The organism is Streptomyces luteolus, from assembly GCF_029968015.1.
GTDB classification, from domain to species: Bacteria; Actinomycetota; Actinomycetes; order Streptomycetales; family Streptomycetaceae; genus Streptomyces; species Streptomyces luteolus.
In genome coordinates this window covers 74,199-95,911 of record NZ_JASCIS010000030.1, presented here as the reverse complement: position 1 = coordinate 95,911, position 21,713 = coordinate 74,199, and the positions used below count along the sequence as shown (strand labels likewise).

17 protein-coding genes, 1 tRNA gene and 1 pseudogene are annotated in these 21,713 nt (G+C 70.6%); 7 read left to right on the top strand and 12 right to left on the bottom strand.

Going from position 1 to position 21,713, the window contains the following annotated elements; genetic code table 11:
- Window positions 1-336: 336 nt before the first annotated feature.
- The gene (locus tag QIT00_RS26140; RefSeq protein ID WP_282537850.1) at window positions 337-1,176 is read left to right on the top strand and encodes a LuxR C-terminal-related transcriptional regulator; all 840 of its coding nucleotides are present in this window, start codon (window positions 337-339) and stop codon (window positions 1,174-1,176) included.
- Here QIT00_RS26140 and tamR read toward each other — a convergent pair.
- Window positions 1,135-1,632 carry a MarR family transcriptional regulator TamR gene (tamR, locus tag QIT00_RS26135; RefSeq protein ID WP_282512666.1) on the bottom strand — a complete coding sequence of 166 codons (498 nt, stop codon included), beginning with the start codon at window positions 1,630-1,632 and terminating at the stop codon, window positions 1,135-1,137. The genes QIT00_RS26140 and tamR overlap by 42 nt on opposite strands.
- A 131-nt stretch (window positions 1,633-1,763) precedes the next feature.
- Here tamR and QIT00_RS26130 point away from each other — a divergent pair, with 131 nt between their 5' ends.
- The gene (locus tag QIT00_RS26130) at window positions 1,764-2,588 is read left to right on the top strand and encodes a trans-aconitate 2-methyltransferase (RefSeq protein WP_282537849.1); all 825 of its coding nucleotides are present in this window, start codon (window positions 1,764-1,766) and stop codon (window positions 2,586-2,588) included.
- 85 nt (window positions 2,589-2,673) lie between these two features.
- On the opposite strand, the gene QIT00_RS26125 is transcribed toward QIT00_RS26130, so the two are convergent.
- A complete protein-coding gene (locus QIT00_RS26125; RefSeq protein ID WP_282537848.1) occupies window positions 2,674-3,375 on the bottom strand; it encodes a TetR/AcrR family transcriptional regulator in 702 nt (233 codons plus the stop codon).
- Window positions 3,376-3,387: 12 nt separating this feature from the next.
- The gene (locus QIT00_RS26120; protein WP_282537847.1) at window positions 3,388-4,389 is read right to left on the bottom strand and encodes an acyl-CoA desaturase; all 1,002 of its coding nucleotides are present in this window, start codon (window positions 4,387-4,389) and stop codon (window positions 3,388-3,390) included.
- A gap of 327 nt (window positions 4,390-4,716) precedes the next feature.
- Here QIT00_RS26120 and ppc point away from each other — a divergent pair, with 327 nt between their 5' ends.
- Window positions 4,717-7,467 (top strand): phosphoenolpyruvate carboxylase, encoded by a 2,751-nt coding sequence (ppc, locus tag QIT00_RS26115; protein ID WP_282537846.1) that lies wholly within the window; start codon window positions 4,717-4,719, stop codon window positions 7,465-7,467.
- Between the two features lie 135 nt (window positions 7,468-7,602).
- Here the strand turns inward: ppc and QIT00_RS26110 are convergent, their stop codons facing one another.
- From QIT00_RS26110 to QIT00_RS26080, 7 genes are all read right to left on the bottom strand, one after another.
- Window positions 7,603-8,079, bottom strand: coding sequence for a hypothetical protein (locus QIT00_RS26110; RefSeq protein WP_282537845.1), 477 nt, complete (start codon window positions 8,077-8,079; stop codon window positions 7,603-7,605).
- A 56-nt stretch (window positions 8,080-8,135) separates the two neighbouring features.
- Window positions 8,136-8,732, bottom strand: a complete 597-nt coding sequence (gene pth, locus QIT00_RS26105) for an aminoacyl-tRNA hydrolase (protein WP_282537844.1) — start codon at window positions 8,730-8,732, stop codon at window positions 8,136-8,138.
- Between the two features lie 94 nt (window positions 8,733-8,826).
- Complete coding sequence (locus QIT00_RS26100) at window positions 8,827-9,417, bottom strand: 50S ribosomal protein L25/general stress protein Ctc (protein ID WP_282537843.1); 591 nt, start codon at window positions 9,415-9,417, stop codon at window positions 8,827-8,829.
- Between the two features lie 210 nt (window positions 9,418-9,627).
- The gene (locus QIT00_RS26095; RefSeq protein WP_282537842.1) at window positions 9,628-10,602 is read right to left on the bottom strand and encodes a ribose-phosphate diphosphokinase; all 975 of its coding nucleotides are present in this window, start codon (window positions 10,600-10,602) and stop codon (window positions 9,628-9,630) included.
- 102 nt (window positions 10,603-10,704) lie between these two features.
- On the bottom strand, window positions 10,705-12,156 hold the full coding sequence (glmU, locus tag QIT00_RS26090; protein WP_282537841.1) for a bifunctional UDP-N-acetylglucosamine diphosphorylase/glucosamine-1-phosphate N-acetyltransferase GlmU: 1,452 nt from the start codon (window positions 12,154-12,156) through the stop codon (window positions 10,705-10,707).
- 128 nt (window positions 12,157-12,284) lie between these two features.
- Window positions 12,285-12,360 (bottom strand) — tRNA-Gln (locus QIT00_RS26085).
- A 14-nt stretch (window positions 12,361-12,374) separates the two neighbouring features.
- On the bottom strand, window positions 12,375-13,235 hold the full coding sequence (locus QIT00_RS26080) for a hypothetical protein (RefSeq protein ID WP_282537840.1): 861 nt from the start codon (window positions 13,233-13,235) through the stop codon (window positions 12,375-12,377).
- Between the two features lie 164 nt (window positions 13,236-13,399).
- Between QIT00_RS26080 and QIT00_RS26075 the strand changes: the two genes are divergently transcribed.
- A complete protein-coding gene (locus QIT00_RS26075) occupies window positions 13,400-14,701 on the top strand; it encodes a sensor histidine kinase (protein ID WP_282537839.1) in 1,302 nt (433 codons plus the stop codon).
- A 48-nt stretch (window positions 14,702-14,749) separates the two neighbouring features.
- Here QIT00_RS26075 and QIT00_RS26070 read toward each other — a convergent pair whose 3' ends face one another.
- Window positions 14,750-15,259, bottom strand: coding sequence for an SUKH-3 domain-containing protein (locus QIT00_RS26070; RefSeq protein ID WP_282537838.1), 510 nt, complete (start codon window positions 15,257-15,259; stop codon window positions 14,750-14,752).
- Window positions 15,260-15,428: 169 nt separating this feature from the next.
- A pseudogene (locus tag QIT00_RS26065) lies at window positions 15,429-15,920 on the bottom strand (YwqJ-related putative deaminase); the annotation flags it as partial.
- A 431-nt stretch (window positions 15,921-16,351) separates the two neighbouring features.
- Between QIT00_RS26065 and QIT00_RS26060 the strand changes: the two are divergent.
- The 3 genes from QIT00_RS26060 to QIT00_RS26050 all read left to right on the top strand — a co-directional run bounded on the left by QIT00_RS26060 (window position 16,352) and on the right by QIT00_RS26050 (window position 21,572).
- Complete coding sequence (locus QIT00_RS26060) at window positions 16,352-17,365, top strand: SMI1/KNR4 family protein (protein WP_282537837.1); 1,014 nt, start codon at window positions 16,352-16,354, stop codon at window positions 17,363-17,365.
- A 7-nt stretch (window positions 17,366-17,372) separates the two neighbouring features.
- The gene (locus tag QIT00_RS26055; RefSeq protein WP_282537836.1) at window positions 17,373-20,441 is read left to right on the top strand and encodes an SUKH-4 family immunity protein; all 3,069 of its coding nucleotides are present in this window, start codon (window positions 17,373-17,375) and stop codon (window positions 20,439-20,441) included.
- 219 nt (window positions 20,442-20,660) lie between these two features.
- The gene (locus tag QIT00_RS26050; RefSeq protein WP_282537835.1) at window positions 20,661-21,572 is read left to right on the top strand and encodes a coiled-coil domain-containing protein; all 912 of its coding nucleotides are present in this window, start codon (window positions 20,661-20,663) and stop codon (window positions 21,570-21,572) included.
- Window positions 21,573-21,713: the final 141 nt, after the last annotated feature.

Here is a 21,713-nt window from a genome sequence, read left to right as displayed (position 1 = left end):
CAAATTTGAGCCCCTCCGGCGATTGAGGAGGCCCGTCCGGCAGGACTTTCGGGAAGGGGCGGGGAGGGGAAAATCTGCAACTACCCCGCCCCTCCCCGCTCCCCGCCGTACCCTGATGCACAGCACCGGTGGGGGCCGGTGCTGATCAGGGGGCGAGACAGCCGGGTACGACGCCCGGAGTGGGGGTAGCAGTCAGAGCACGGCGGCGGCCGAGGCTCCGACTGCGGCGACCCCGCACCCCGGGCGCCGTACCTGCGTTGCTGTCACCAATTTCCGTCTCCCACCGGGGGGTTCGGGAGGCAGGCGCTTCCCGGAACACGAGCCTGGGGGTATCACGTGGTCCGAATCCGGGTCCTGGTCGTCGACGACCACCGCATCTTCGCCGAGTCGCTCGCGGCCGCACTCGCGGCCGAGCCCGACGTCGACGTGGCAGCCGCGGGCAGCGGCCCCGCCGCCCTGCGCTGCCTGGAGCGCGGCCTCGCCGAAGGCCGCAGATTCGACGTCCTGCTCGTCGACGCCGACCTGGGCGATACGGCCCTGCCCGGCACAGCCCTGCCCGGCACAGCCCGGCCCGGCACAGCCCTGCCCAGCACAGCAGCCCTGCCCGGCATGCGTGCCGCGCCCCCGCCGGACGGCCCGGAGAGCGGGGGTCTGACCGACGGCATCTCCCTGGTCGCAGCCGTGCGTTCGGCCCACCCCGCGGTCCGTACGGTCGTACTCGCCGAGAAGGACGACCCGCGTCGCGCGGCCCACGCGCTGCAGGCCGGTGCCTCCGGCTGGGTCGCCAAGGACTGCTCGCTGTCCCGGCTGCTCAGCGTCGTCCGCGGCGTGCTGCGCGACGAGACGCATCTGCCGCCCGCGCTGCTGACCGGCGTACTGCGCGAACTCACCGCGGCCCGAAAGCACCGCACCGAGAGCGAGCGGCTCGTGGAGTCCCTGACGCCGCGTGAGCGGGAAGTGCTGCGCTGCATGGTCGCGGGCCTGGGGCGCAAAGCCGTCGCCGAGCGCCTCTTCCTCTCACCGCACACCGTCCGGACCCATATGCAGAACGTCCTGGGGAAGCTGGGAGTCCACTCCACCCTCGCGGCCGTCGCGCTCGCCCGGCGCGCGGGCGTGGGCCCGGCCGAACTCGAACTAGCCGGGGATGTTGTCGAACGGGGCGGTCAACTGGCGTAGTAGACCGGCCAGTTCACCCCGCTGCGTACGCGACAGCTCCGCGAGGATCGCGCGCTCCTGGTCGAGCAGCCCGGCCAGGGCCTGGTCGGCCCGGTCCCGGCCCTCGGGCGTGAGGCGGACCAGGACGCCACGCCGGTCGCTGGGGTCCGGAAGCCGCTCCACCAGGCCCTTCTTGGCGAGCCTGTCGATGCGGTTGGTCATCGTGCCGGAGGTGACGAGGGTCTGTGTGAGCAACTGCCCGGGGGAGAGCTGGTACGGAGCGCCCGCACGCCGCAGCGAGGTGAGGACGTCGAACTCCCAGGGCTCCAGGTTGTGCTCGGAGAACGCAAGGCGACGGGCCCGGTCGAGATGGCGGGCGAGCCTGCTCACCCGGCTCAGCACCTCGAGCGGTTCCACGTCCAGGTCGGGGCGTTCTCTCCGCCATGCCGCGACCAGCCGGTCGACCTCGTCCTCCATGGCGATCAGTGTAGTGGGTCCCTCGACGTGAAGTCTCTTGACGTCGAGAGATATTCCGGCTTCGCTGTGGGCATCGTCGCGAAGCAAGTGCCTTCCGGATCTGCACCGCGTACCTGGCAGGGAGCTCGAACATGCATTCCGCACCAACCTGGGACCCGCAACAGTACCTCCGTCACTCCAGCCACAGGACCCGCCCCTTTCATGATCTGCTCGCGCGCATACCGGAGTTGCCCACCGCCGGGCCCGACATGCCGCCGCGCATCGCCGACCTGGGCTGCGGCCCCGGCAACGTCACCACCCTCCTCGCCGACCGCTGGCCCACCGCCCACATCACCGGCTTCGACAACTCCCCGGAGATGCTGGCCAAGGCCGCCGAACTCGCCGGCCCCACACCCGGCGGCGGACACCTCGACTTCCGGCCGGCCGACGCCGCGCACTGGATCCCCGAGGGCACCTACGACCTGATCGTCTCCAACGCCGCCCTGCAGTGGGTGCCCAACCACCCCGAGTCCTTCCCCGTGTGGGTCGACTCGCTCCGCCCCGGCGGCACCCTCGCCTTCCAGGTCCCCGGCAACTTCACCTCGCCCAGCCACGCCCTGCTCGGCGAACTCTGCGACGCCCCGCAGTGGCGCGACCGGCTCGGCACCCACGGCCGCCGCTTCGTCCACGTACTTGACCCGGCCGACTACCTGACCCGGCTCACCGACCTCGGCTGCGAGGCGGACGCCTGGGAGACCACGTACTCCCAACTCCTCCAGGGCGAGGACCCCGTGCTCGACTGGGTCAAGGGCACCGCCCTGCGCCCCGTCCTCACCGAACTCGCCGACGACCCGGACGCCGCCGCGGACTTCCTCGCCGAATACCGCGACCGGCTCCGCAAGGCGTATCCACCGGGCCCGCACGGCACCGTGTTCCCGTTCCGCCGCATCTTCGCGCTCGCCACCAAGCCGAGCTGAGCCCCGTCAGGACCGGGCGAACCGCGCCACGCGTACGAGGACGGGCCCGGCAGCAACCGCCGCCGGGCCCGTCCTCGTCCACCTGTCAGTTCTTGCGATGCCCTATCAGCCGCGGCTTCGCCTCCAGGCCGTCCAGGCCGTGCCACGCCAGATTCACCAGATGCGCGGCCACCTCCGCCTTCTTCGGCTTACGGGCGTCCAGCCACCACTGACCGGTCAGCGCGACCATCCCCACCAGCGCCTGCGCGTACAGCGGCGCCAGCTTCGGGTCGAAGCCGCGGGTCTTGAACTCGCGGCCCAGGATGTCCTCCACCTGCGTCGCGATATCGGAGATCAGCGAGGCGAACGAACCCGTCGACTGCGGGATGGGGGAGTCGCGGACCAGGATCCGGAAACCGTCCGTGTACTCCTCGATGTAGTCGAGGAGCGCGAACGCGGCCTGCTCGCACAGCTCCCGCGGATGCCCCGCCGTCAGCGAACCCGTCACCATGTCGAGCAGCTGGCGCATCTCCCGGTCCACGACGACCGCGTACAGGCCCTCCTTGCCGCCGAAGTGCTCGTACACCACCGGCTTGGACACCCCCGCCTTCGCGGCGATCTCCTCCACGGACGTGCCCTCGAAACCCTTGGCGGCGAACAGCGTGCGGCCGATCTCCAGGAGCTGCTGACGCCGCTCGGCCCCCGTCATCCGCGTGCGCCGCCCACGCCGTGCCTTCTCGGGCCGGTCACTGCTCGTGCTGTTCGGGGTGCGCGGGGTGTTTGAGTCGGTGGCCACGTCCTCCATCATGCCGTGTCCGCCTCAGGCCGCGTCCGCCCCCTGTGGCTTGCGCCGGGACTCGATCCGCGACTGCGACGGCCAGCGCACGTCCCGCGCCCAGCCGGCCAGCTCGAACCAGCGGATCAGCCGGGCCGACGAGTCCACCTGCCCGCGCATCACACCGTGCCGCGCCGACGTCGGGTCCGCGTGGTGCAGGTTGTGCCACGACTCACCGCACGACAGGATCGCCAGCCACCACACGTTCCCGGAACGGTCACGGGACTTGAACGGGCGCTTTCCGACCGCGTGACAGATCGAGTTGATCGACCACGTCACGTGATGCAGCAGCGCCACCCGTACGAGAGAACCCCAGAAGAACGCCGTGAACGCGCCCCACCACGACATCGTGACCAGGCCGCCCACCAGCGGCGGGATCGCCAGGGACACCACCGTCCAGAAGATGAACTGCCGCGAGATCCGCCGGATCGCCGGGTCCTTGACCAGATCCGGCGCGTACTTCTCCTGCGGCGTCTGCTCCTCGTCGAACATCCAGCCGATGTGCGCCCACCACAGGCCCTTCATCAGCGCCGGGATCGTCTCCCCGAACCGCCACGGCGAATGCGGGTCGCCCTCCGCGTCGGAGAACTTGTGGTGCTTGCGGTGGTCCGCCACCCACCGCACCAGCGGGCCCTCCACCGCCATCGACCCCGCCACCGCGAGCGCGATCCGCAGCGGCCGGTTCGCCTTGAAGGAACCGTGCGTGAAATAGCGGTGGAAGCCGATCGTGATGCCGTGGCAGCCGAGGAAGTACATGAAGACGAGCAGGCCCAGATCCAGCCAGCTCACCCCCCACCCCCAGGCCAGCGGCACCGCCGCGAGCAGGGCGAGGAACGGCACGGTGATGAAAAGCAGCAGGGTGAGCTGTTCGAGCGAACGCTTCTGCTCACCGCCGAGCGTGGCGGACTGCGGCAGCGCCTCGTCAGCCTGTTTCCGCTGGGCGGAATCCTTCGGGGCGTCGTCGATCACTTCGGACCTCGTGGTCATGGGCGTCCCCTGTGGGGTCGAGGGTTTTTCGGCAGGTGCGCCGGGTCACGGGAATTCCTGCGGTCCTTCCGTCGGTCCCACGCGGTCTTCCCGCGCCGTTCCTACGGTTGCGTAACCTACGGCGTCGTAAGTATGGCAGCGCTCGTCACGGCCACAAGTGGCCACCGACGGGCCCCGCCGGAACGCGACCTATCCTGGTGGCGTCGGACAGCGTGGTCCGCTTCTGAGTCTTCCCCGGAATCCGGAGATCCAGCTCGGTTCCCCCGGATTGCCGAGTCCTCTCAGTTCCCTCCAGATACGAGCTCAACACTGCAAGGAGCCGCACCTGTGAGCAGTGCCGACCACCAGAACACGAGCACCAGCACCAGTACGCGTGACAACGCCGAGCTGCGCGCCGACATCCGCCGCCTCGGTGACCTGCTCGGAGAGACCCTGGTACGCCAGGAGGGCCCCGAACTCCTCGACCTCGTCGAGCGGGTCCGCGCCCTCACCCGCGAGGACGGCGAGGCCGCCGCCCGCCTCCTCGGCGATACCGAACTGGAGACCGCCGCCAAGCTGGTCCGCGCCTTCTCCACCTACTTCCACCTCGCCAACGTCACCGAGCAGGTGCACCGAGGCCGCGAGCTCGCCGTCCGCCGCGACGCCGAGGGCGGCACCCTCGCCCGCACCGCCGACCTCCTCAAGGACGCCGACCCCGCCCACCTGCGGGAGACCGTCGAGCACCTCAACGTCCGGCCCGTCTTCACGGCCCACCCGACCGAGGCCGCCCGCCGCTCCGTCCTCAACAAGCTCCGCCGCATCGCCGAGCTCCTGGAGTCCCCGGGCTCCGCCGCCGACCGCCGCCGCCTCGACCTGCGCCTGGCCGAGAACATCGACCTCGTCTGGCAGACCGACGAGCTCCGCGTGGTCCGCCCCGAGCCCGCCGACGAGGCCCGCAACGCCATCTACTACCTCGACGAGCTGCACACCGGCGCCGTCGGCGACGTCCTGGAGGACCTCACCGCCGAGCTGGAGCGCGTCGGCGTCGAGATGCCCGCCGGCACCCGCCCCCTCACCTTCGGCACCTGGATCGGCGGCGACCGCGACGGCAACCCCAACGTCACCCCCGAGGTCACCTGGGACGTGCTGATCCTCCAGCACGAACACGGCATCACCGACGCCCTGGAACTCGTCGACCACCTGCGCGGACTGCTCTCCAACTCCATCCGGTACGCGGGCGCCACCGAGGAACTCCACAGCTCGCTGCAGACCGACCTGGAGCGCCTCCCGGAGATCAGCCCCCGCTACAAGCGCCTCAACGCCGAGGAGCCCTACCGCCTCAAGGCCACCTGCATCCGGCAGAAGCTCGTCAACACCCGCGAGCGCCTCGCCAAGGGCACCCCGCACGAGCCAGGGCGCGACTACCTCGGCACCGCCGAGCTCATCCACGACCTCACCCTCGTCCAGACCTCCCTGCGCGCACACCGAGGCGCCCTCTTCGCCGACGGCCGCATGGACCGGGTCATCCGCACCCTCGCCGCGTTCGGCCTCCAGCTCGCCACCATGGACGTACGCGAGCACGCCGAGGCCCACCACCACGCGCTCGGCCAGCTCTTCGACCGGCTCGGCGAGGAGTCCTGGCGCTACGCCGACATGCCCCGCGACTACCGGCAGAAGCTCCTCGCCAAGGAACTCCGCTCCCGCCGCCCCCTCGCCCCGCGCCCGGCCCCCCTCGACGCCGCCGGCCAGAAGACCCTCGGCGTCTTCGAGACCGTCAAGAAGGCCCTCGCGGTCTTCGGCCCCGAAGTCATCGAGTCCTACATCATCTCGATGTGCCAGGGCGCCGACGACGTCTTCGCCGCCGCCGTCCTCGCCCGCGAGGCCGGACTCATCGACCTGCACGCCGGCTGGGCCAAGATCGGCATCGTGCCGCTCCTGGAGACCACCGACGAGCTCCGCGCCGCCGACGTCATCCTCGACGAGATGCTCGCCGACCCCTCGTACCGCCGCCTCGTCTCGCTGCGCGGCGACGTCCAGGAGGTCATGCTCGGCTACTCCGACTCCTCCAAGTTCGGCGGCATCACGACCAGCCAGTGGGAGATCCACCGCGCCCAGCGCCGCCTGCGCGACGTCGCCCACCGGTACGGGGTCAGGCTGCGGCTGTTCCACGGCCGCGGCGGCACCGTCGGGCGCGGCGGCGGCCCCTCGCACGACGCGATCCTCGCCCAGCCCTGGGGCACCCTCGAAGGCGAGATCAAGGTCACCGAACAGGGCGAGGTCATCTCCGACAAGTACCTCGTACCGTCCCTCGCCCGCGAGAACCTCGAACTGACCGTCGCCGCGACCCTGCAGGCCTCCGCCCTGCACACCGCGCCCCGCCAGTCCGACGAGGCCCTCGCCCGCTGGGACGCCGCCATGGACACCGTCTCCGACGCCGCGCACGCCGCCTACCGGCGCCTCGTCGAAGACCCCGACCTGCCCTCGTACTTCCTCGCCTCCACGCCGGTGGACCAGCTCGCCGACCTGCACCTGGGCTCGCGGCCCTCCCGCCGCCCCGGCTCGGGCGTCTCCCTCGACGGACTCCGCGCCATCCCCTGGGTCTTCGGCTGGACCCAGTCCCGGCAGATCGTCCCCGGCTGGTTCGGTGTCGGCTCAGGCCTCAAGGCCCTGCGCGAAGCCGGACTCGACACCGTCCTCGACGAGATGCACGAGCACTGGCACTTCTTCCGCAACTTCCTGTCCAACGTCGAGATGACCCTCGCCAAGACCGACCTGCGGATCGCCCGCCACTACGTCGACACCCTCGTGCCCGACGAACTGGCGCACGTCTTCGACACCATCGAGGCCGAACACGAACTGACCGTACGAGAAGTCCTGCGCATCACCGGCGGCAAGGAACTCCTCGACACCAACCCGGTGCTCCAGCAGACCTTCGCCATCCGCGACGCCTACCTCGACCCCATCTCGTACCTCCAGGTCGCCCTGCTCAAGCGCCAGCGCGACGCCGCCGCCAGCGGCGCCGAACCCGACCCGACCCTGGGCCGCGCCCTGCTCCTCACCGTCAACGGCGTCGCCGCCGGCCTCCGCAACACCGGCTGACCCGACCCGCACACAGCGAAACGCCCGTGCCGGGCCACGCACACCAAGTGCGCGGCCCGGCACGGGCGTTCGTGCAGGACCCCCGCAGAAACTCCCACCGAAAAGTGGGCAAAAACCTCACAGCGGGCAAAAACCTCACAACGTGGCGAACGAAGCCACCAGCAACACGCCCCCCGTCAACCCCACACCCCACGCCAACCGCGCCGACCGCAGACCACCCCCGAGCACCACAGCCGCCAACAACAGCGCACCACCCAACGGCACCCACGCGTGCAGAAAACCCGGACCCCCCGTCCGCACGACCTCGTCCGTCCCCGGCTTCACCGCCACCGGCACCCGCGCACCCTTGTGCTCACCGATCGACCGGTCGATCACCACCGCATCCCGCGGCTCCCCCTCCGGATCCACCGGCGCGAACGACCCCGAACACGCCTCACCCGAGCACCGCACGACCGTCATCGTGCCCTGCTCACGATCCTCCATGAACACCACATGCTGCGCCGTCGACCAGGACGTCCACACCCCCGCCACAAGCAACAACAGCGCAAGCAGGACAGACCCGGCACGCCGACCGAACAACAGCAGACCCGGCTGAGCAGTAGCGGCAGACATGGCCGGAATCCTTGGCCAAGAATGAGCCCTCGGTCAAGCTCGACCGACAGCCGACCTCACGAGTTGTACGTCCCCTGCGCCCGCTCAAGACCCTCGATGACCAGCGCCTCCACGGCATCCGCCGCCCGGTCCACGAAGTAGTCGAGCTCCTTGCGCTCCGCCCCCGAAAAATCCTTCAGCACAAAATCCGCGACCGGCATCCGCCCCGGCGGCCGCCCGATCCCAAACCGCACCCGGTGATAATCCGAACCCATCGCCTTCGTCATCGACTTCAACCCGTTGTGCCCGTTGTCGCCCCCACCCAGCTTCAACCGCAACACACCGAAATCAATGTCCAACTCATCATGAACCGCCACGATATTGGCCGTCGGCACCTTGTAGAAATCCCGCAAAGCCGTCACCGGCCCACCCGACAGATTCATGTACGACATCGGCTTCGCAAGCACCACCCGACGACTCCCGGGACCCGGCGGACCCACCCGGCCCTCCACGACCTGCGCCTGCGCCTTCCCATGCCGCTTGAAGCCGCCACCCATCCGCTGCGCAAGCAGATCCACCACCATGAAGCCGACATTGTGGCGATTGGCCGCATAACCCGGCCCCGGATTACCCAAACCGGCAATCAGCCAGGGCGCGTTCGCATCGGTCATCATGTCGCAGCTCTCCCAGAAAAAACAGCACACAAAAAACGCCCGATGCCGGGCACCGTCGCAGCACGACGGTACCCGGCACCGGAACAGAAGCGGATCAGGCCTCCGCGGCCTCTTCCTCGGACTCCTCCGCCGGGGCCTCCTCGGCCTGCGCGGCCAGCACCTGCAGGACGACAGCGTCCTCGTCGGTGGCCAGCGACGTGCCCTTCGGCAGCGCGATGTCCTTCGCCAGGATCGACGCACCGGCGTCCAGACCCGCGATGGAGACCGTCACGGACTCCGGAATGTGCGTCGCCTCGGCCTCGACCGACAGCGTGCTCAGCACGTGCTCAAGCAGGTTGGCACCCGGGGCCAGCTCACCCTCGGCGATCACCGGGATCTCCACGACGACCTTCTCGCCACGCTTCACCAGAAGCAGGTCGACGTGCTCCAGAATGCCCTGACGCAGCACGTCACGCTGCACGGCCTTCGGGATCACCAGCTGCGACTTGCCGTCGATGTCCAGGTTGATCAGGACGTTCGACGTCTTCAGCGCCATCAGGGTGTCGTGGTGCGGCAGCGCCACATGCACCGGGGCCTCGCCGTGACCGTAGACAACCGCGGGCAGCTTGTCGGCACGACGCAGACGGCGGGCAGCACCCTTGCCGAACTCGCTACGGACCTCAGCGGAAATCTTGACCTCAGACATGCTCTTCACTCCTCGTAAAGGTGAGAAACGGACAGGTCACCCGGCCACGAACGGCCTGCTACGAAGAGCGCGTCGATAACGGGGCCACACAAGAAAAGTGCGGCCTCCCTCGCCGAGCAACTTCGACAGTCTACTCGGCAGGAAGGCCGCACCAGAAATCGATCTACGAGACCGGACCAGCGCCTACCGCGCCCGGTACTCCTACTGCCCTTACTGCTCCTCGAAGAGGCTCGTCACCGAACCGTCCTCGAACACCTCACGCAGCGCCCGCGCGATCGTCGGCGCGATCGACAGCACCGTGATCTTGTCCAGCTCCAACTCATTGGGCGTCGGCAGCGTGTTCGTGAACACGAACTCACTCACCTTCGAGTTCTTCAGCCGGTCCGCCGCCGGACCCGACAGCACACCGTGCGTCGCCGTCACGATGACGTCCTCCGCGCCATGCGCGAACAGCGCGTCCGCGGCCGCACAGATCGTGCCACCCGTGTCGATCATGTCGTCCACCAGGACACAGACCCGGCCCTCGACATCACCCACGACCTCGTGGACCGTGACCTGATTCGCCACGTCCTTGTCACGCCGCTTGTGCACGATCGCCAGCGGCGCACCCAGACGGTCACACCAGCGGTCCGCCACCCGCACACGGCCGGCGTCCGGAGACACCACCGTCAGCTTGTCCCGGTCCACCTTCGCGCCCACGTAGTCCGCCAGTATCGGCAGCGCGAACAGGTGGTCCACCGGACCGTCGAAGAAGCCCACGATCTGGTCCGTGTGCAGGTCGACCGTCACGATCCGGTCCGCACCCGCCGTCTTCATCAGATCCGCGACCAGCTTCGCCGAAATCGGTTCACGTCCGCGGTGCTTCTTGTCCTGCCGCGCGTAACCGTAGAACGGCACGATCACCGTGATGCTCCGAGCGGACGCCCGCTTCAACGCATCGATCATGATCAGCTGTTCCATGATCCACTTGTTGATCGGAGCCGTGTGGCTCTGAATCAAAAAGCAGTCCGCACCACGCGCCGACTCCTGATAGCGCACATAGATCTCGCCATTGGCGAAGTCGAACGCCTTGGTCGGAACGACGCCGATGCCCAACTGGTGGGCGACCTCCTCGGCCAGCTCGGGGTGGGCGCGGCCGGAGAAGAGCATCAACTTCTTCTCGCCGGTCGTCTTGATCCCGCTCACAGCACAGTCTCCTCAGACGTGTTCATCGCAGCCCTGAATACGAGCCAGCCGAAATAGTGTGCACCTATCACGGTACGCCGCCTCAGACGCACCTGTTTCCGGTCAGCTTTCGCCTTCCGGCTCCGAAGCAGCAGCCTGAGCCGCCTTCGCAGCCGCGCTCCCCGGACGCTTACGAGCCACCCAACCCTCGATATTCCGCTGCTGACCGCGGGCCACAGCCAACGAACCAGGCGGCACATCCTTCGTGATCACCGACCCCGCAGCGGTGTAAGCACCGTCCCCGACCGTGACAGGAGCCACAAACATGTTGTCCGACCCGGTACGGCAATGCGACCCGATCGTCGTGTGGTGCTTCTCCCGGCCGTCGTAATTCACAAACACACTCGCCGCACCGATGTTGGAGTGCTCACCGATCGTCGCATCCCCCACATACGACAAATGCGGCACCTTCGTCCCCGCACCGATCGACGCGTTCTTCATCTCCACATACGTGCCGGCCTTCGCCCCCACACCCAACCGCGTCCCCGGCCGCAGATACGCATACGGACCCACCAACGCCCCAGCGCCGATCTCCGCACCGTCCGCCACCGTGTTGTCCACCCGCGCACCCACACCCACCGACGTATCCGTCAGACGGGAGTTCGGACCCACCTCCGCGTCCGCCGCCACATGCGTCACCCCGAGCAACTGCGTACCCGGATGCACGACCGCGTCCGGCTCGAACGACACCGTCACATCCACCAGAGTCGACACGGGGTCCACGACCGTCACACCCGCGAGCATCGCCCGCTCAAGCAGACGCTCGTTCAACGTCCGCCGCGCCTCCGCCAACTGCACCCGGTTGTTGATCCCCGCGATCTCCCGGTGATCCCCCGCCACCGAAGCACCCACCCGGCGCCCCGCCGCACGCAGAATCCCGAGCACATCCGTCAGGTACTCCTCACCCTGACTGTTGTCCGTCCGCACCTTCCCCAACGCGTCCGCGAGCAGCGCACCGTCGAACGCGAACACACCCGAGTTGATCTCCCGGATCGCCCGCATCCCGGCATCCGCGTCCTTGTGCTCCACGATCGCCGTCACCGCACCCGCGGCATCCCGCACGATCCGCCCGTACCCCGTCGCGTCCGGCACCTCCGCCGTCAGCACCGTCACCGCGTTCCCGTCCGCGGCATGCGTCGCCGCGAGCGCCCTCAGCGTCTCCCCCGTCAGCAGCGGAGTGTCACCGCACACCACGATCACGGTCCCGTCCACCGCCCGCTCCGCGGCCAGCTCCTCAAGACCCATCCGCACCGCGTGCCCGGTGCCGTTCTGCTCCTCCTGCACGGCCGTACGGATCGCCGCATCGGTGGCGGTCAGATGCGCGACGACCTGCTCCCGCGCATGCCCGACGACCACGACGAGCCGCTCCGGCTCCAACTCCTGCGCGGCGGACACCACATGACCGACGAGGGAACGCCCGCAGATCTCGTGCAGGACCTTCGGGGTCTTGGACTTCATGCGGGTGCCCTCACCCGCTGCGAGGACGACGACGGCGGCCGGGGGTGTGACGCTCACAGATGGGCCCTTCGGCGTGGGATGTGTTGCGGGGTGGACATCCGCAGGATACCGGGGCGTTGTGGGGTGGAAATGGGGACGGGTCCTGACCTTGGTGGTCAGGACCCGAACTAGGTTCTTGATCGCTGTGGCTCCCCCGCAAGGATTCGAACCTTGACCTGCTGGCACCAAAAGCCAGTGTGCTGCCAGTTACACCACAGGGGACAGCGGTTCAGACCCTACCTGAGTCGTGCCTGTGCGTGTATCACGATTGCGCGCCACCAGCCGTCGATGCGTCGGTACAGGTCAGCGCCTTGCTGAACGCGAACGACAAGGCAGCCACGGTACGCCTCGCCGATGTTCTTGCGCACGGTCTTGGGGTTGTGCTTCTTCAGTGTCGTGCGTTGGAGTTCGGAGGTATCGATGCCGACGAGCTCGGCCCAGTAACTCTCGGCGCCGGTCACGTCACCGGACTCGTGGATCATGACGCGGAACCGCAGACGCTCCGGCGTCACACCGAGTAGGTCCAGCCACGCCAGGAAGACCTCGATCACTCCCGGGTCGCTGTTGACGAACAGCACCGACTCCCGGCGCTGGTACGACTTGCTCTTCTGGCCCTCGGCCCAGTAGAGGGCGATCCCGGCCAGGAAGAGGTCCCTGTCGGGGAGGGTGTCGATCTCGTCGCACGCCTCGCGCGTGACGCGCTCCCGATCCTCGTCCTGGCTTTGACGGAGGCGTTTCAGCCCGGCCCGCATGAGGGCCTGTTGCTCTTCCGGTGTGTAGCGCGGCTCCGGCTTCGGTAGGTCGCGCACCCATAGCGATATCGAGCTCTTGGAGCAGCCCAGCTCCAGTTGGATGCGGTCGTACGTCCAGCCTTCGCGGCGGAGTTCGCGGGCTCGCTCGCGGAGGTCGTCCTTGGCGTTGGGGCGTTTTGTCCAGGCCGGGGCTGGTTCGCCCTTGACCAAGGCGTTGAGGAGGTCGTTGTTGAAGATCTTCAGCTCGTCCCGGATCTGGCGGAGGCTGAGGCCTGCCCGGCGCAGGCCGATGGCTTGTTCGCGGAGGGTCTCGAAGTCGCCGTAGCGGCTCGTGTTGTCGTTCATGTGGCAACCCTCGTCCGGAATACGGACGTCCGGGTCGAAAACTTGAGCGATTCACCAGTTCGGTTAGTACCGTCGCGTCCGGCTTCCGTTCGGGCGCCGTATCTGCCAGTTGTGGTTTTTCGAGCGGCCCGCTGATCGTCAGTGCTCGCCCGTACGCTGGAGGCATGACCACGACGGGGGTAGAGCACCACGAGGCGGCCGGGGGGCCGTGGTGGTGGGGGCGGCGGCGTAGTGCCGTGTTCGACGGGGTGCTTGCAGTGGCCTCGGCGGCGGAGTGCGTGGCCGAGGGTGTCGCGTTCTCCGGGCGGGCCGGTGTGCCCGTGGCGGTGGGTGTGGTGCTGGGGGTGTTGGCCGGTTCTGTGCTGGTGCTGCGGCGGCGGTGGCCGATCGCGGTGGTGCTGGTGTCGATCGCGGTGACTCCGGCGAACATGGGCTTCATGCTGACGGTGGTCGGGCTGTACACGCTGGCCGCCTCCGAGGTGCCGCGGCGGATCACGGGTGCGCTGGCGGGGATGTCGCTCGCGGGCACGATGATCGTGACGTTCGTGCGGTCGCAGCAGGACATGGCGCAGGGCGAGCTCGAGCTGGGCGAGTGGTTCGTGCCGTTCGTCGCGGTGACGGCCTCGGTGGGTGTGACGGCGGCGCCGTTGCTGCTGGGGTTGTACGTGGGGGCGAGGCGGCGGCTGATGGAGTCGTTGCGGGAGCGTGCGGACAGCTTGGAGCGGGAGCTGCAGCTGTTGGCGGAGCGGGCCGAGGAGCGGGCGGAGTGGGCGCGGAACGAGGAGCGCACGCGGATCGCTCGTGAGATGCATGACGTGGTGGCGCATCGGGTGAGCCTGATGGTGGTGCATGCGGCGGCGTTGCAGGCGGTGGCGCGGAAGGACCCGGAGAAGGCGGTGAAGAACGCGGCGCTGGTGGGGGACATGGGCCGGCAGGCGTTGACCGAACTGCGGGAGATGTTGGGGGTGTTGCGTACGGGGGAGGCGTCGCGCCGGGATGGGGTGCGGGCGCCGTTGACCGTGGTGGGGGAGGCGGCTGCGGCGGCGGCTTCGCGGGCGCGGGGCGAGGAGGGTCCGTGTCTGGCGGATCTGGAGGAGTTGCTCGGGCAGTCCCGCTCGGCGGGTATGGCGGTGGATCTGTCGGTGGACGGGGTGCCGGGGAGTTATCCGGCGGAGGTGGAGCAGACCGCGTACCGGGTGATTCAGGAGGGTCTGACGAATGTGCACAAGCATGCGTCGGGCGCGAAGACGTATGTGCGGTTGGCGCATCGCGGGGGTGAGGTGGCGATGCAGGTGGAGAACGAGCCGCCGCCGGAGGGTGTGGGGGACGAGCCGCGGTTGCCCAGTGGGGGCAATGGTCTGGTGGGGATGAAGGAGCGGGTGGGGGCGCTCGGTGGGGTGTTCGTGTCGGGGCCGACGGATGCGGGTGGGTTCCGGGTGTCGGCGGTGATTCCGGCTCGTACCTAGGCGTACGGGTATGCGTGCTCGTACGCGTGAGTCGGCCGCGAGGTGTTCTCAGCCGGCGGTGAGGCGGGTGGGCATGACGCCGGAGATGAGGGTGTCGAGGGCGGCGTCGATGTCGGGGCCCGCGTACCAGTCGCCGGAGTGGTCGAGGGCGTAGACGCGGCCTTCGGCGTCGATGGCGATGAGGGCCTGGGTGTCGGTTTCCTCGCCGAGGGGGCACATCTCGGTGTCGAGGGCGCGGCCGAGGTCTCCGAGGGTGCGGGCCTGGTGGAGGCCGCGGAGCGGGTCGAAGTGGAGGGAGACGGGGGCGATCTGGCGGCCGGGTCCGGTGGGGGTGAGGGTGAGGCCGCCGAATTCGGCCCAGACTTCGACGGCGGCGGGGAAGACGGTGTGCTGGTGGCCGGCGGGGGAGGTGTGGCGGCGGAGGGCGTCGGCCCACTGTTCGGCCTGTTTGATGTCCCAGCGGCCGGGCTGCCAGCCGGAGGAGCGCAGGGCGGCGTCGACGGTGACGGAGAAGCGGGTGGTGGAGGTGCGTGCTGCGGCGCGGTCGGTGGCGGGCATCAGCCTCGTCCTTCCGTCGGTTCGGCGGACATCAGGCCTGGCTCTCAGCGGCTTCGGCGGCTTGGGCGGCTTCGGCGGTCTCGGTGTCGTGAGTGGGTCCGGTGGGTCCGGTGGGTCCGGTGGGTCCGGTGGTTCCAGTGGTTCCAGTGGGTCCGGTGGGGCCGGTGGGTTCCGCGGGGGCGACGACGCGTACGCCGAAGTGGGCGATGAGGGCGCTGCAGGAGCGGCAGGGGGTGGCGAAGGCGCCGTGGAGGGGGTCGCCGGCTTCGCGGATGCGGCGGGTGGTGAGTTTGGCGTGTTTGAGCGCTTTGCGGGCTTCGCTCGGTGTGAGGGGTTTGCGCTGGGCGCGTTTGGAGCGGCCGGCTTCGACGGCGCTGAGGTGGCGGGAGAGGAGGAGGGCCTCGGGGCACCGTCCGGTGGAGCGCTCGCGCTGGCCGCTGGTGAGGGTGTCGAGGAAGTCCTGGACGAGGGGGTGCAGTTCGGGGGCGGTGTCGCCGCGTCCGGCGGTGGAGGTGAGGGTTTCGCCGCGTACGGAGAGGGCGGCGGCGACGGTGGGCAGGATGCCGTCGCGGCGGTGCCGGAGCGTGGGGGGCGGGGTCGTCCCGGTGGCGCTCCAGCTGAGGCGTGGGTCGCCCGCGCTGTGCGGTTGTGCGGTGTGCATGTGTGCTCGAGTCCCCTCCCTTGGCCCTCTCCGGCGGATCTTGCCGGGGTCGCGGGGCCGACAAGTGGACGTCGACCGGATCCGGCCTGATCCGTATCCGGCCTGATCTGTCGGACAGGGCCCAGCCCGCGGTGGTGACCCCTGGTGGCACCTCCGCACTCCCCGGAGTGCGGGGACAGCCTGCCAAATGGGGTGCCTGGTGCGGAAGCTGGGGCTGTGTGTGTTGTGTCGTTTTCGTCGTACGGTCACGTACGGGTGACCGCAGGTCACGGAAGCGGAGGCCCGGTGACCGGGGGTGCGGCAGCGCTTAGGCTGTGGCGTGTCGGCCGTGCGCGGTCGGCCCGTCAGTGGACTCGGTGGACTCGGTGAATCCGTCGGGGACGCGACGGACTCGTTCCGAACCTTCAGATGTGCCGCAGGGGGCAACCGCCATGACGACAGGTCGGCTCGGCCTTGGGGTATCGCCCGGTTCCCGGGCCGGGGCAGCCGCGCCGCCGAACGCGGCGTACGCCGGTCAGCTCGTGCACTTTCCGGACCCGGTGCGGGCCGCGCGCCATCCGCGGGGGGTGCGTGTGGGGGCGGACGGCTATCCGGACTTCTCTCCGTACGCGCGCGCTGCCGTGGAGATCGCGGATCCGCCGGAGGGTTTCGGTGTGGACGAGTTGCGGCTGACGGACTATGTGTCGGCGAACGCGGCGCTCGCGGCGGACGGTCATGAGTTGTGGGACACGATCCCGGCGGTGGTGACGCCGCACGGCTGGACGTGGCACCACGTGGCGGGGACGCGTCGTCTGGAGCTGGTCCCGGTCGAGGTGAAGGCGCTCCTGCGGCATCACGGTGGGATCGCGACGGCGGTGGTGGATCAGCAGAAGCGGGGGACGCGGCCGTTGCAGGAGTCGCTGCCCGCGCACTTCCGGCTGCCGAAGGCGCGGCTCGCGGTGACCGAGCAGCAGCTGATCGGCATAGAGGAGGACCTCGGCTATCGGCTGCCGGGTGCGTACCGCTCGTTCCTGAAGGCGGCGGGCGGATGTGCGCCGGTCGGGGCGGCCCTGGACGCGGAGTTGGGGCTGCTTGTCGATCAGCCGTTCTTCACGGTGCGGGACGAGGCGGCGGTCAATGACCTCTTCTACGTCAACAAGTGTCTGCGGGATCACCTGACGAAGGACTACCTGGGGGTGGCGTTCGTGCAGGGCGGGATCATCGCGGTGAAGGTGCGCGGTGAGCGGCTCGGTTCGGTGTGGTTCTGCGCGTACGACGATGCCCGTGACGGGGACGGCTGGACGGTCGAGGAGCGGGTGGAGCGTCTGCTGCTGCCGTGCGGTGAGGACTTCGACGCGTTTCTGTCCCGGCTCGCGGGCAATCCGCCGGAGTTGGAGACGGTGGCGAACCTGATGGTGGACGGCGGCTTCGCGCGTGCCGTGCCGGTGTCCGCGGTGGGGGAGTGAGCAGGCGATGGTGACGTTCGCGCAGGCGCAGGAGCGCGCCGAGGAGTGGATCAACGGCGAGGTGCCCGCGTATCAGCACCGTGAGGTGCGGGTGCGGGAGTTCGACCTGGGCTTCGTGGTGTGGGCCGAGGACCGTGCGGAGGGCCCGCGGTCCGAGGGCGGCGGGCAGCGCCTGGTGATCGCCCGGGACAGCGGCGAGGCCACGCTCTGGCCGGGGCTGCCGGTGGGCGAGGTAATCAGGCGGTACGAGGAGGAGTACGCGGTCGCCGATACGCCGGCCGCCGCGGCGAGCCCGGAGCGGGTGGACCTCAACCAGACGTCGTTCCTGCTGAGCCCGCCCGAGTGGTTGCAGGAGGCGGCCGATCAGATGGGGATCGGGGGGCGGAGCGGGGCCGCGGGGTCTTCGGCTGTTTCCGACGTGCCGTCGTCCCCGGCTGTTCCGGAGGCCACGTCGTCCCCGGCTGTTCCTGAGGCGCCGTCGTCCCCGGCTGTTCCCGAGGCGCCTGTGGCGCCTGAGCTCTCGGTCGTGCCTGACGCCGCTGCCGCTGCCGCTGCCGCTCCCACTCCTGCTCCCGCTCCCACTCCTGCTCCTGCTGCCGTCGGCGGCTGGCCGAGTGCGGGCGGGGACGAGACGCTCGCGCGGAACGAGGCCGGTGGCGGTCCCGTGGATGCGACGCCCTGGGCGGGTACGGACACGAACGCGGACGACGACGATCGTTCCGTCTCCCTGCCCAACACCGTGACCGCGCCTGCCCTTTCGGGTTCGGACGAGGGTGAGGCGACGCCGCCCGCGGTCGCGCCGGACGCCAAGACCGCGCTGATGAAGGGCGGCAGCCAGCTCCCGCCGACGGCCGTTTCCCCCGCCTACGAGCGCGGGGAGCAGTCGGTCGCGCCGCCCGCGCCCGGTGGTCCGGGCACGCCGCCGCCGCCTCCGGGCGTGCCCGCGGCGCCGGGTGTACCGGGTGCGCCGCAGCCGCCCGCGTACGGCTATCCGCCCGCGCCGCCCGCTCCGCCGGTGGCTCCTTCCGCGCCGCCTGCCGCGCCTTCGGCCTCCGCTGAGCCGGCGCCGGGTCCGGCTTCGGCTCCGGCTCCGGTTCCTGCTCCCGCCCCGGTTCCAGCTCCCGCCCCTGCTCCCGCTCCCGCTCCTGTTGCCGGTTCCGGTACGGAGGCGGGGGGCGGCGAGGCCGAGGTCGTGGAGGTCGATGACGTCTCCTCCGCCGCCTCGCCCGCCGACTTCGAGGAGGGCCCGGCCGCCGGGCCGACGACGGCCGCCGAGGCATCCACGCCGCCGCCCGCCTCGGGTCCGGGTGCGCCCGGAACGCCGGCCGGTGGGTACGTACCGACGCAGCTCGTCTCCTCGCTCGGCCCCGACGGACCGCAGCCGCCCGGCCCGCCCGGTGTGCCCGGTGCGTCGTCGGGTGGGATGCATCATGCGGCGACGATGTTCGCCGACCCGGGCGCGATGGGTCCGGGTGCCCCGCAGCCGCCCGGCCCACCTGGTCCTCCCGGTGCGCCTGGTGCGCCTGGTGCGCCCGGCGTTCCGCAGCCGCCCGGCCCGCCCGGCGTTCCGGGTGCGCCGCAGCCGCCCGGGCCGCCCGGTGTTCCGGGTGCGTCGTCGGGTGGGATGCATCATGCGGCGACGATGTTCGCCGACCCGAGCGCGATGGGTCCGGGTGCCCCGCAGCCGCCCGGTCCTCCCGGGCCTCCGGGTGCTCCCGGCGCTCCCGGCGGTGCCCCGCAGCCGCCCGGCCCGCCCGGGCCTCCGGGTGCTCCCGGCGTCCCCGGCGCTCCCGGCGCTCCCGGTGCGGGCTCGACTCCCGCTCCCCCGGCGGCTCCTGGCGCGCCCGGCGGTCCCGGCGGTCCCGGTGAAGGTGTGCATCACGCCGCGACGATGCTGGCCGGTCCCGCGGTCGGCGGTCCGGCCGCGCCCGTCGGGCAGCCCGCGCCGCCCGGTCCGCCCGGTCCGCCGCCCGGCCCTCCCGGGCAGCCGCAGGGCCCGCCGCCCGGTGCGCCGCAGCCGCCTCAGGGCCCGGCCGCCCCGGGTCAGGCTCCGGGGCAGGCCCCGGCGTACGGCTATCCGCAGCAGCCGCCCGCCGGTCAGCCGACCGTCGGCCCCGGCTACCAGGCCGTACTGCGCTACCGCGCGCAGGACGGCTCCGAGCAGCAGCTGATCCGCCGCTCCGCGCCCGGCATGCCGCACCCGGAGTGGCAGATCCTGCACGAGCTGCGCGGCATGAACGTGCCGCCGCAGCAGGTGCTCGAACTGCACACGGAGCTGGAGTCCTGCGAGCTGCCCGGCGCGTACTGCGCGCGGATGATCCGGGAGACGTGGCCGCAGGCGCGGATCACGTCGATCGCGCCGTACGGCACGGACCATGCCTCGCGGCAGCAGGGCATGCGGCAACTCCTCGCCCACCAGGGCGAGTTGCACCAGGTCGCGGACGGTCCGGCGCGGCCGGCGCCGGTGCGGGTGCCGGTGCAGCCGGTGCAGCCCGCGCCGCCGATCCCGCCGGACGGGGTGGCGCAGGAGCTGGCCGGGGCGTTCGGGCCGCAGGGCGTCTTCCGCTTCGACCAGCGGGCGGTGTCGCGGCAGGGCGTGCCGGACGTCGTGGCGCACACGCTGATGTGGTCGGGTCTGCCGGTGGACGTCAGCCCGTTCTTCTGGGCGCAGGCGCAGCCGGGGCGGCCCGTGCCGACGCTGGCCGAGCTGGCGCAGGAGCGTGGGGTGCAGCCCGCGTCCGACGCCGGGTCGTACCTCGTCATGGGCAGTGACTTCGGCCGGGCGATCTGTGTGCAGTACGGCACGGCGAACATCGTGGCGGTGCCGGTCGAGGCCGGTCCCGGTGGTGCTCCGGCGGCGCCGCAGTTCGTCAACACGGGGCTGCCGGAGTTCGTCCGCTGCCTGGCGCTGCTCGGCCGGATGTGGCGGCTGCGGTACGGGCTCAACCAGGAGCAGGCGGGCCGCTGGACGGTCGACTTCCAGCAGCAGCTCGCCGCGCTCGACGGGGCCGCGCTCGGTTCGCCGGACAGCTGGTGGTCGGTGCTGCTCGAGCAGATGTGGGACGGCCTGCTGTAGGGCTCTGCTCTTCCCGGCGCCGGGTTCCGCCTCCAGGGGCGGAGTCCGGCGCCGCGTCGTTTTCGTACGAGATGTCCGACGTACGACCCCGGAATTCCGACTTCGCCCGGTTTTCGCGCATCCTTGACCGAGGACATGGGTGGAGTGTCGCGGTATGAGCGCTTCAGCATGATCCATCAAGATGTGCGCCGAAGAGACCCGCGGAGAAGAGGTTCCAGGATGAGTGCAGTGCCGTCGTCCCCTGGCTTCACTGTCGTACGGGGCCGTGGCTATCGGCCGCAGCAGGTGGACGCGTACGCCGCGAGCGTCTGTGCCGACCGCGACGCCGCCTGGGAGCGGGCGGCCCGGCTGACCGTGCTCGCCAAGGAGATGGAGCAGGAGGCGGCCCGGCTGCGGGAGGTCGTGGCGCAGCTGCCTCCGCAGACGTACGACACGTTGAGCGCCCGCGCCCGGCAGCTGCTCGCCACGGTCGAGGCGGAGGCCGACGACGTGCTCGGCGCCGGGCAGGCCGACGCGCTGCGCGAGGCCGAGGAGGCCGAGGCGTACGGGCGGCGGCAGCGCGAGGAGGCCGCCGGGCACGCCGAGTCGGTGCGCGGCGCGGCCGAGGACCATGCGCGGCGGGTGCTCGACGCGGCGCAGGGGAAGGTCGACGGGATCCGGGTCGGCGTGCGCAAGGAGAACAAGGAGCTGCGCGCCGAATCCCTTGCCGTGCTGCGGGAGACCCGGCAGCGGTGCGAGAAGCTCCTCGCCGACCAGGAGAAGGGGCACGCGGAGCGGCGCGAGGCCGAACGGAAGGACGAGGCGGAGCGGGTCGCGGCGGCGGAGGGCCGCGAGAAGGAGCTCGCCGACGAGGGCGAGGCGCGGCGCGCGGAGGCCGAGCGGGCGCTCGCCGAGGCGGAGGAGTCGGCGCGGCACGGCCAGGAGGACGCGGACGCGCGGGCCGCGGAGATCCTCGCGGAGGCGCGGCTGCGGGCGGACCGGTTGGAGCGGGAGACGGAGCGGGTGCTGCGGGAACATGCCGAGACCGCGGAGGAGTTGCGGGCTCATATGGACCATGTGCGCAGTAGCCTGGCCGGCTTGGTGGGTGGTTCGGGGGCGTCCGTGCCGGGGCAGGGGCAGGCCTCGGGGTGAGGGTCGGGTGGGGTCGACCCGGGCACCGTCGACTTGGGCGCCGTCGATCGCCCTCCGGGCTCGTCCTCAAACGCCGGACGGGCTGATTATTCGATCCCCTCCCCGCCCCTTCCCGTAAGCCTGCGGCGCCGATTGGCGGAC

Bases quoted from the DNA above. Each gene is read 5' to 3' on its own strand.
- QIT00_RS26125 (WP_282537848.1), bottom strand. From the start codon at position 3,375: ATGATGGAGGACGTGGCCACCGACTCAAACACCCCGCGCACCCCGAAC.
- QIT00_RS26130 (WP_282537849.1), top strand. From the start codon at position 1,764: ATGCATTCCGCACCAACCTGGGACCCGCAACAGTACCTCCGTCACTCC.
- QIT00_RS26050 (WP_282537835.1), top strand. From the start codon at position 20,661: ATGAGTGCAGTGCCGTCGTCCCCTGGCTTCACTGTCGTACGGGGCCGT.
- QIT00_RS26055 (WP_282537836.1), top strand. From the start codon at position 17,373: ATGGTGACGTTCGCGCAGGCGCAGGAGCGCGCCGAGGAGTGGATCAAC.
- QIT00_RS26120 (WP_282537847.1), bottom strand. From the start codon at position 4,389: ATGACCACGAGGTCCGAAGTGATCGACGACGCCCCGAAGGATTCCGCC.
- pth (WP_282537844.1), bottom strand. From the start codon at position 8,732: ATGATGACCGATGCGAACGCGCCCTGGCTGATTGCCGGTTTGGGTAAT.
- QIT00_RS26110 (WP_282537845.1), bottom strand. From the start codon at position 8,079: ATGTCTGCCGCTACTGCTCAGCCGGGTCTGCTGTTGTTCGGTCGGCGT.
- tamR (WP_282512666.1), bottom strand. From the start codon at position 1,632: ATGGAGGACGAGGTCGACCGGCTGGTCGCGGCATGGCGGAGAGAACGC.
- QIT00_RS26075 (WP_282537839.1), top strand. From the start codon at position 13,400: ATGACCACGACGGGGGTAGAGCACCACGAGGCGGCCGGGGGGCCGTGG.
- QIT00_RS26060 (WP_282537837.1), top strand. From the start codon at position 16,352: ATGACGACAGGTCGGCTCGGCCTTGGGGTATCGCCCGGTTCCCGGGCC.
- QIT00_RS26070 (WP_282537838.1), bottom strand. From the start codon at position 15,259: ATGCCCGCCACCGACCGCGCCGCAGCACGCACCTCCACCACCCGCTTC.
- QIT00_RS26100 (WP_282537843.1), bottom strand. From the start codon at position 9,417: ATGTCTGAGGTCAAGATTTCCGCTGAGGTCCGTAGCGAGTTCGGCAAG.
- QIT00_RS26080 (WP_282537840.1), bottom strand. From the start codon at position 13,235: ATGAACGACAACACGAGCCGCTACGGCGACTTCGAGACCCTCCGCGAA.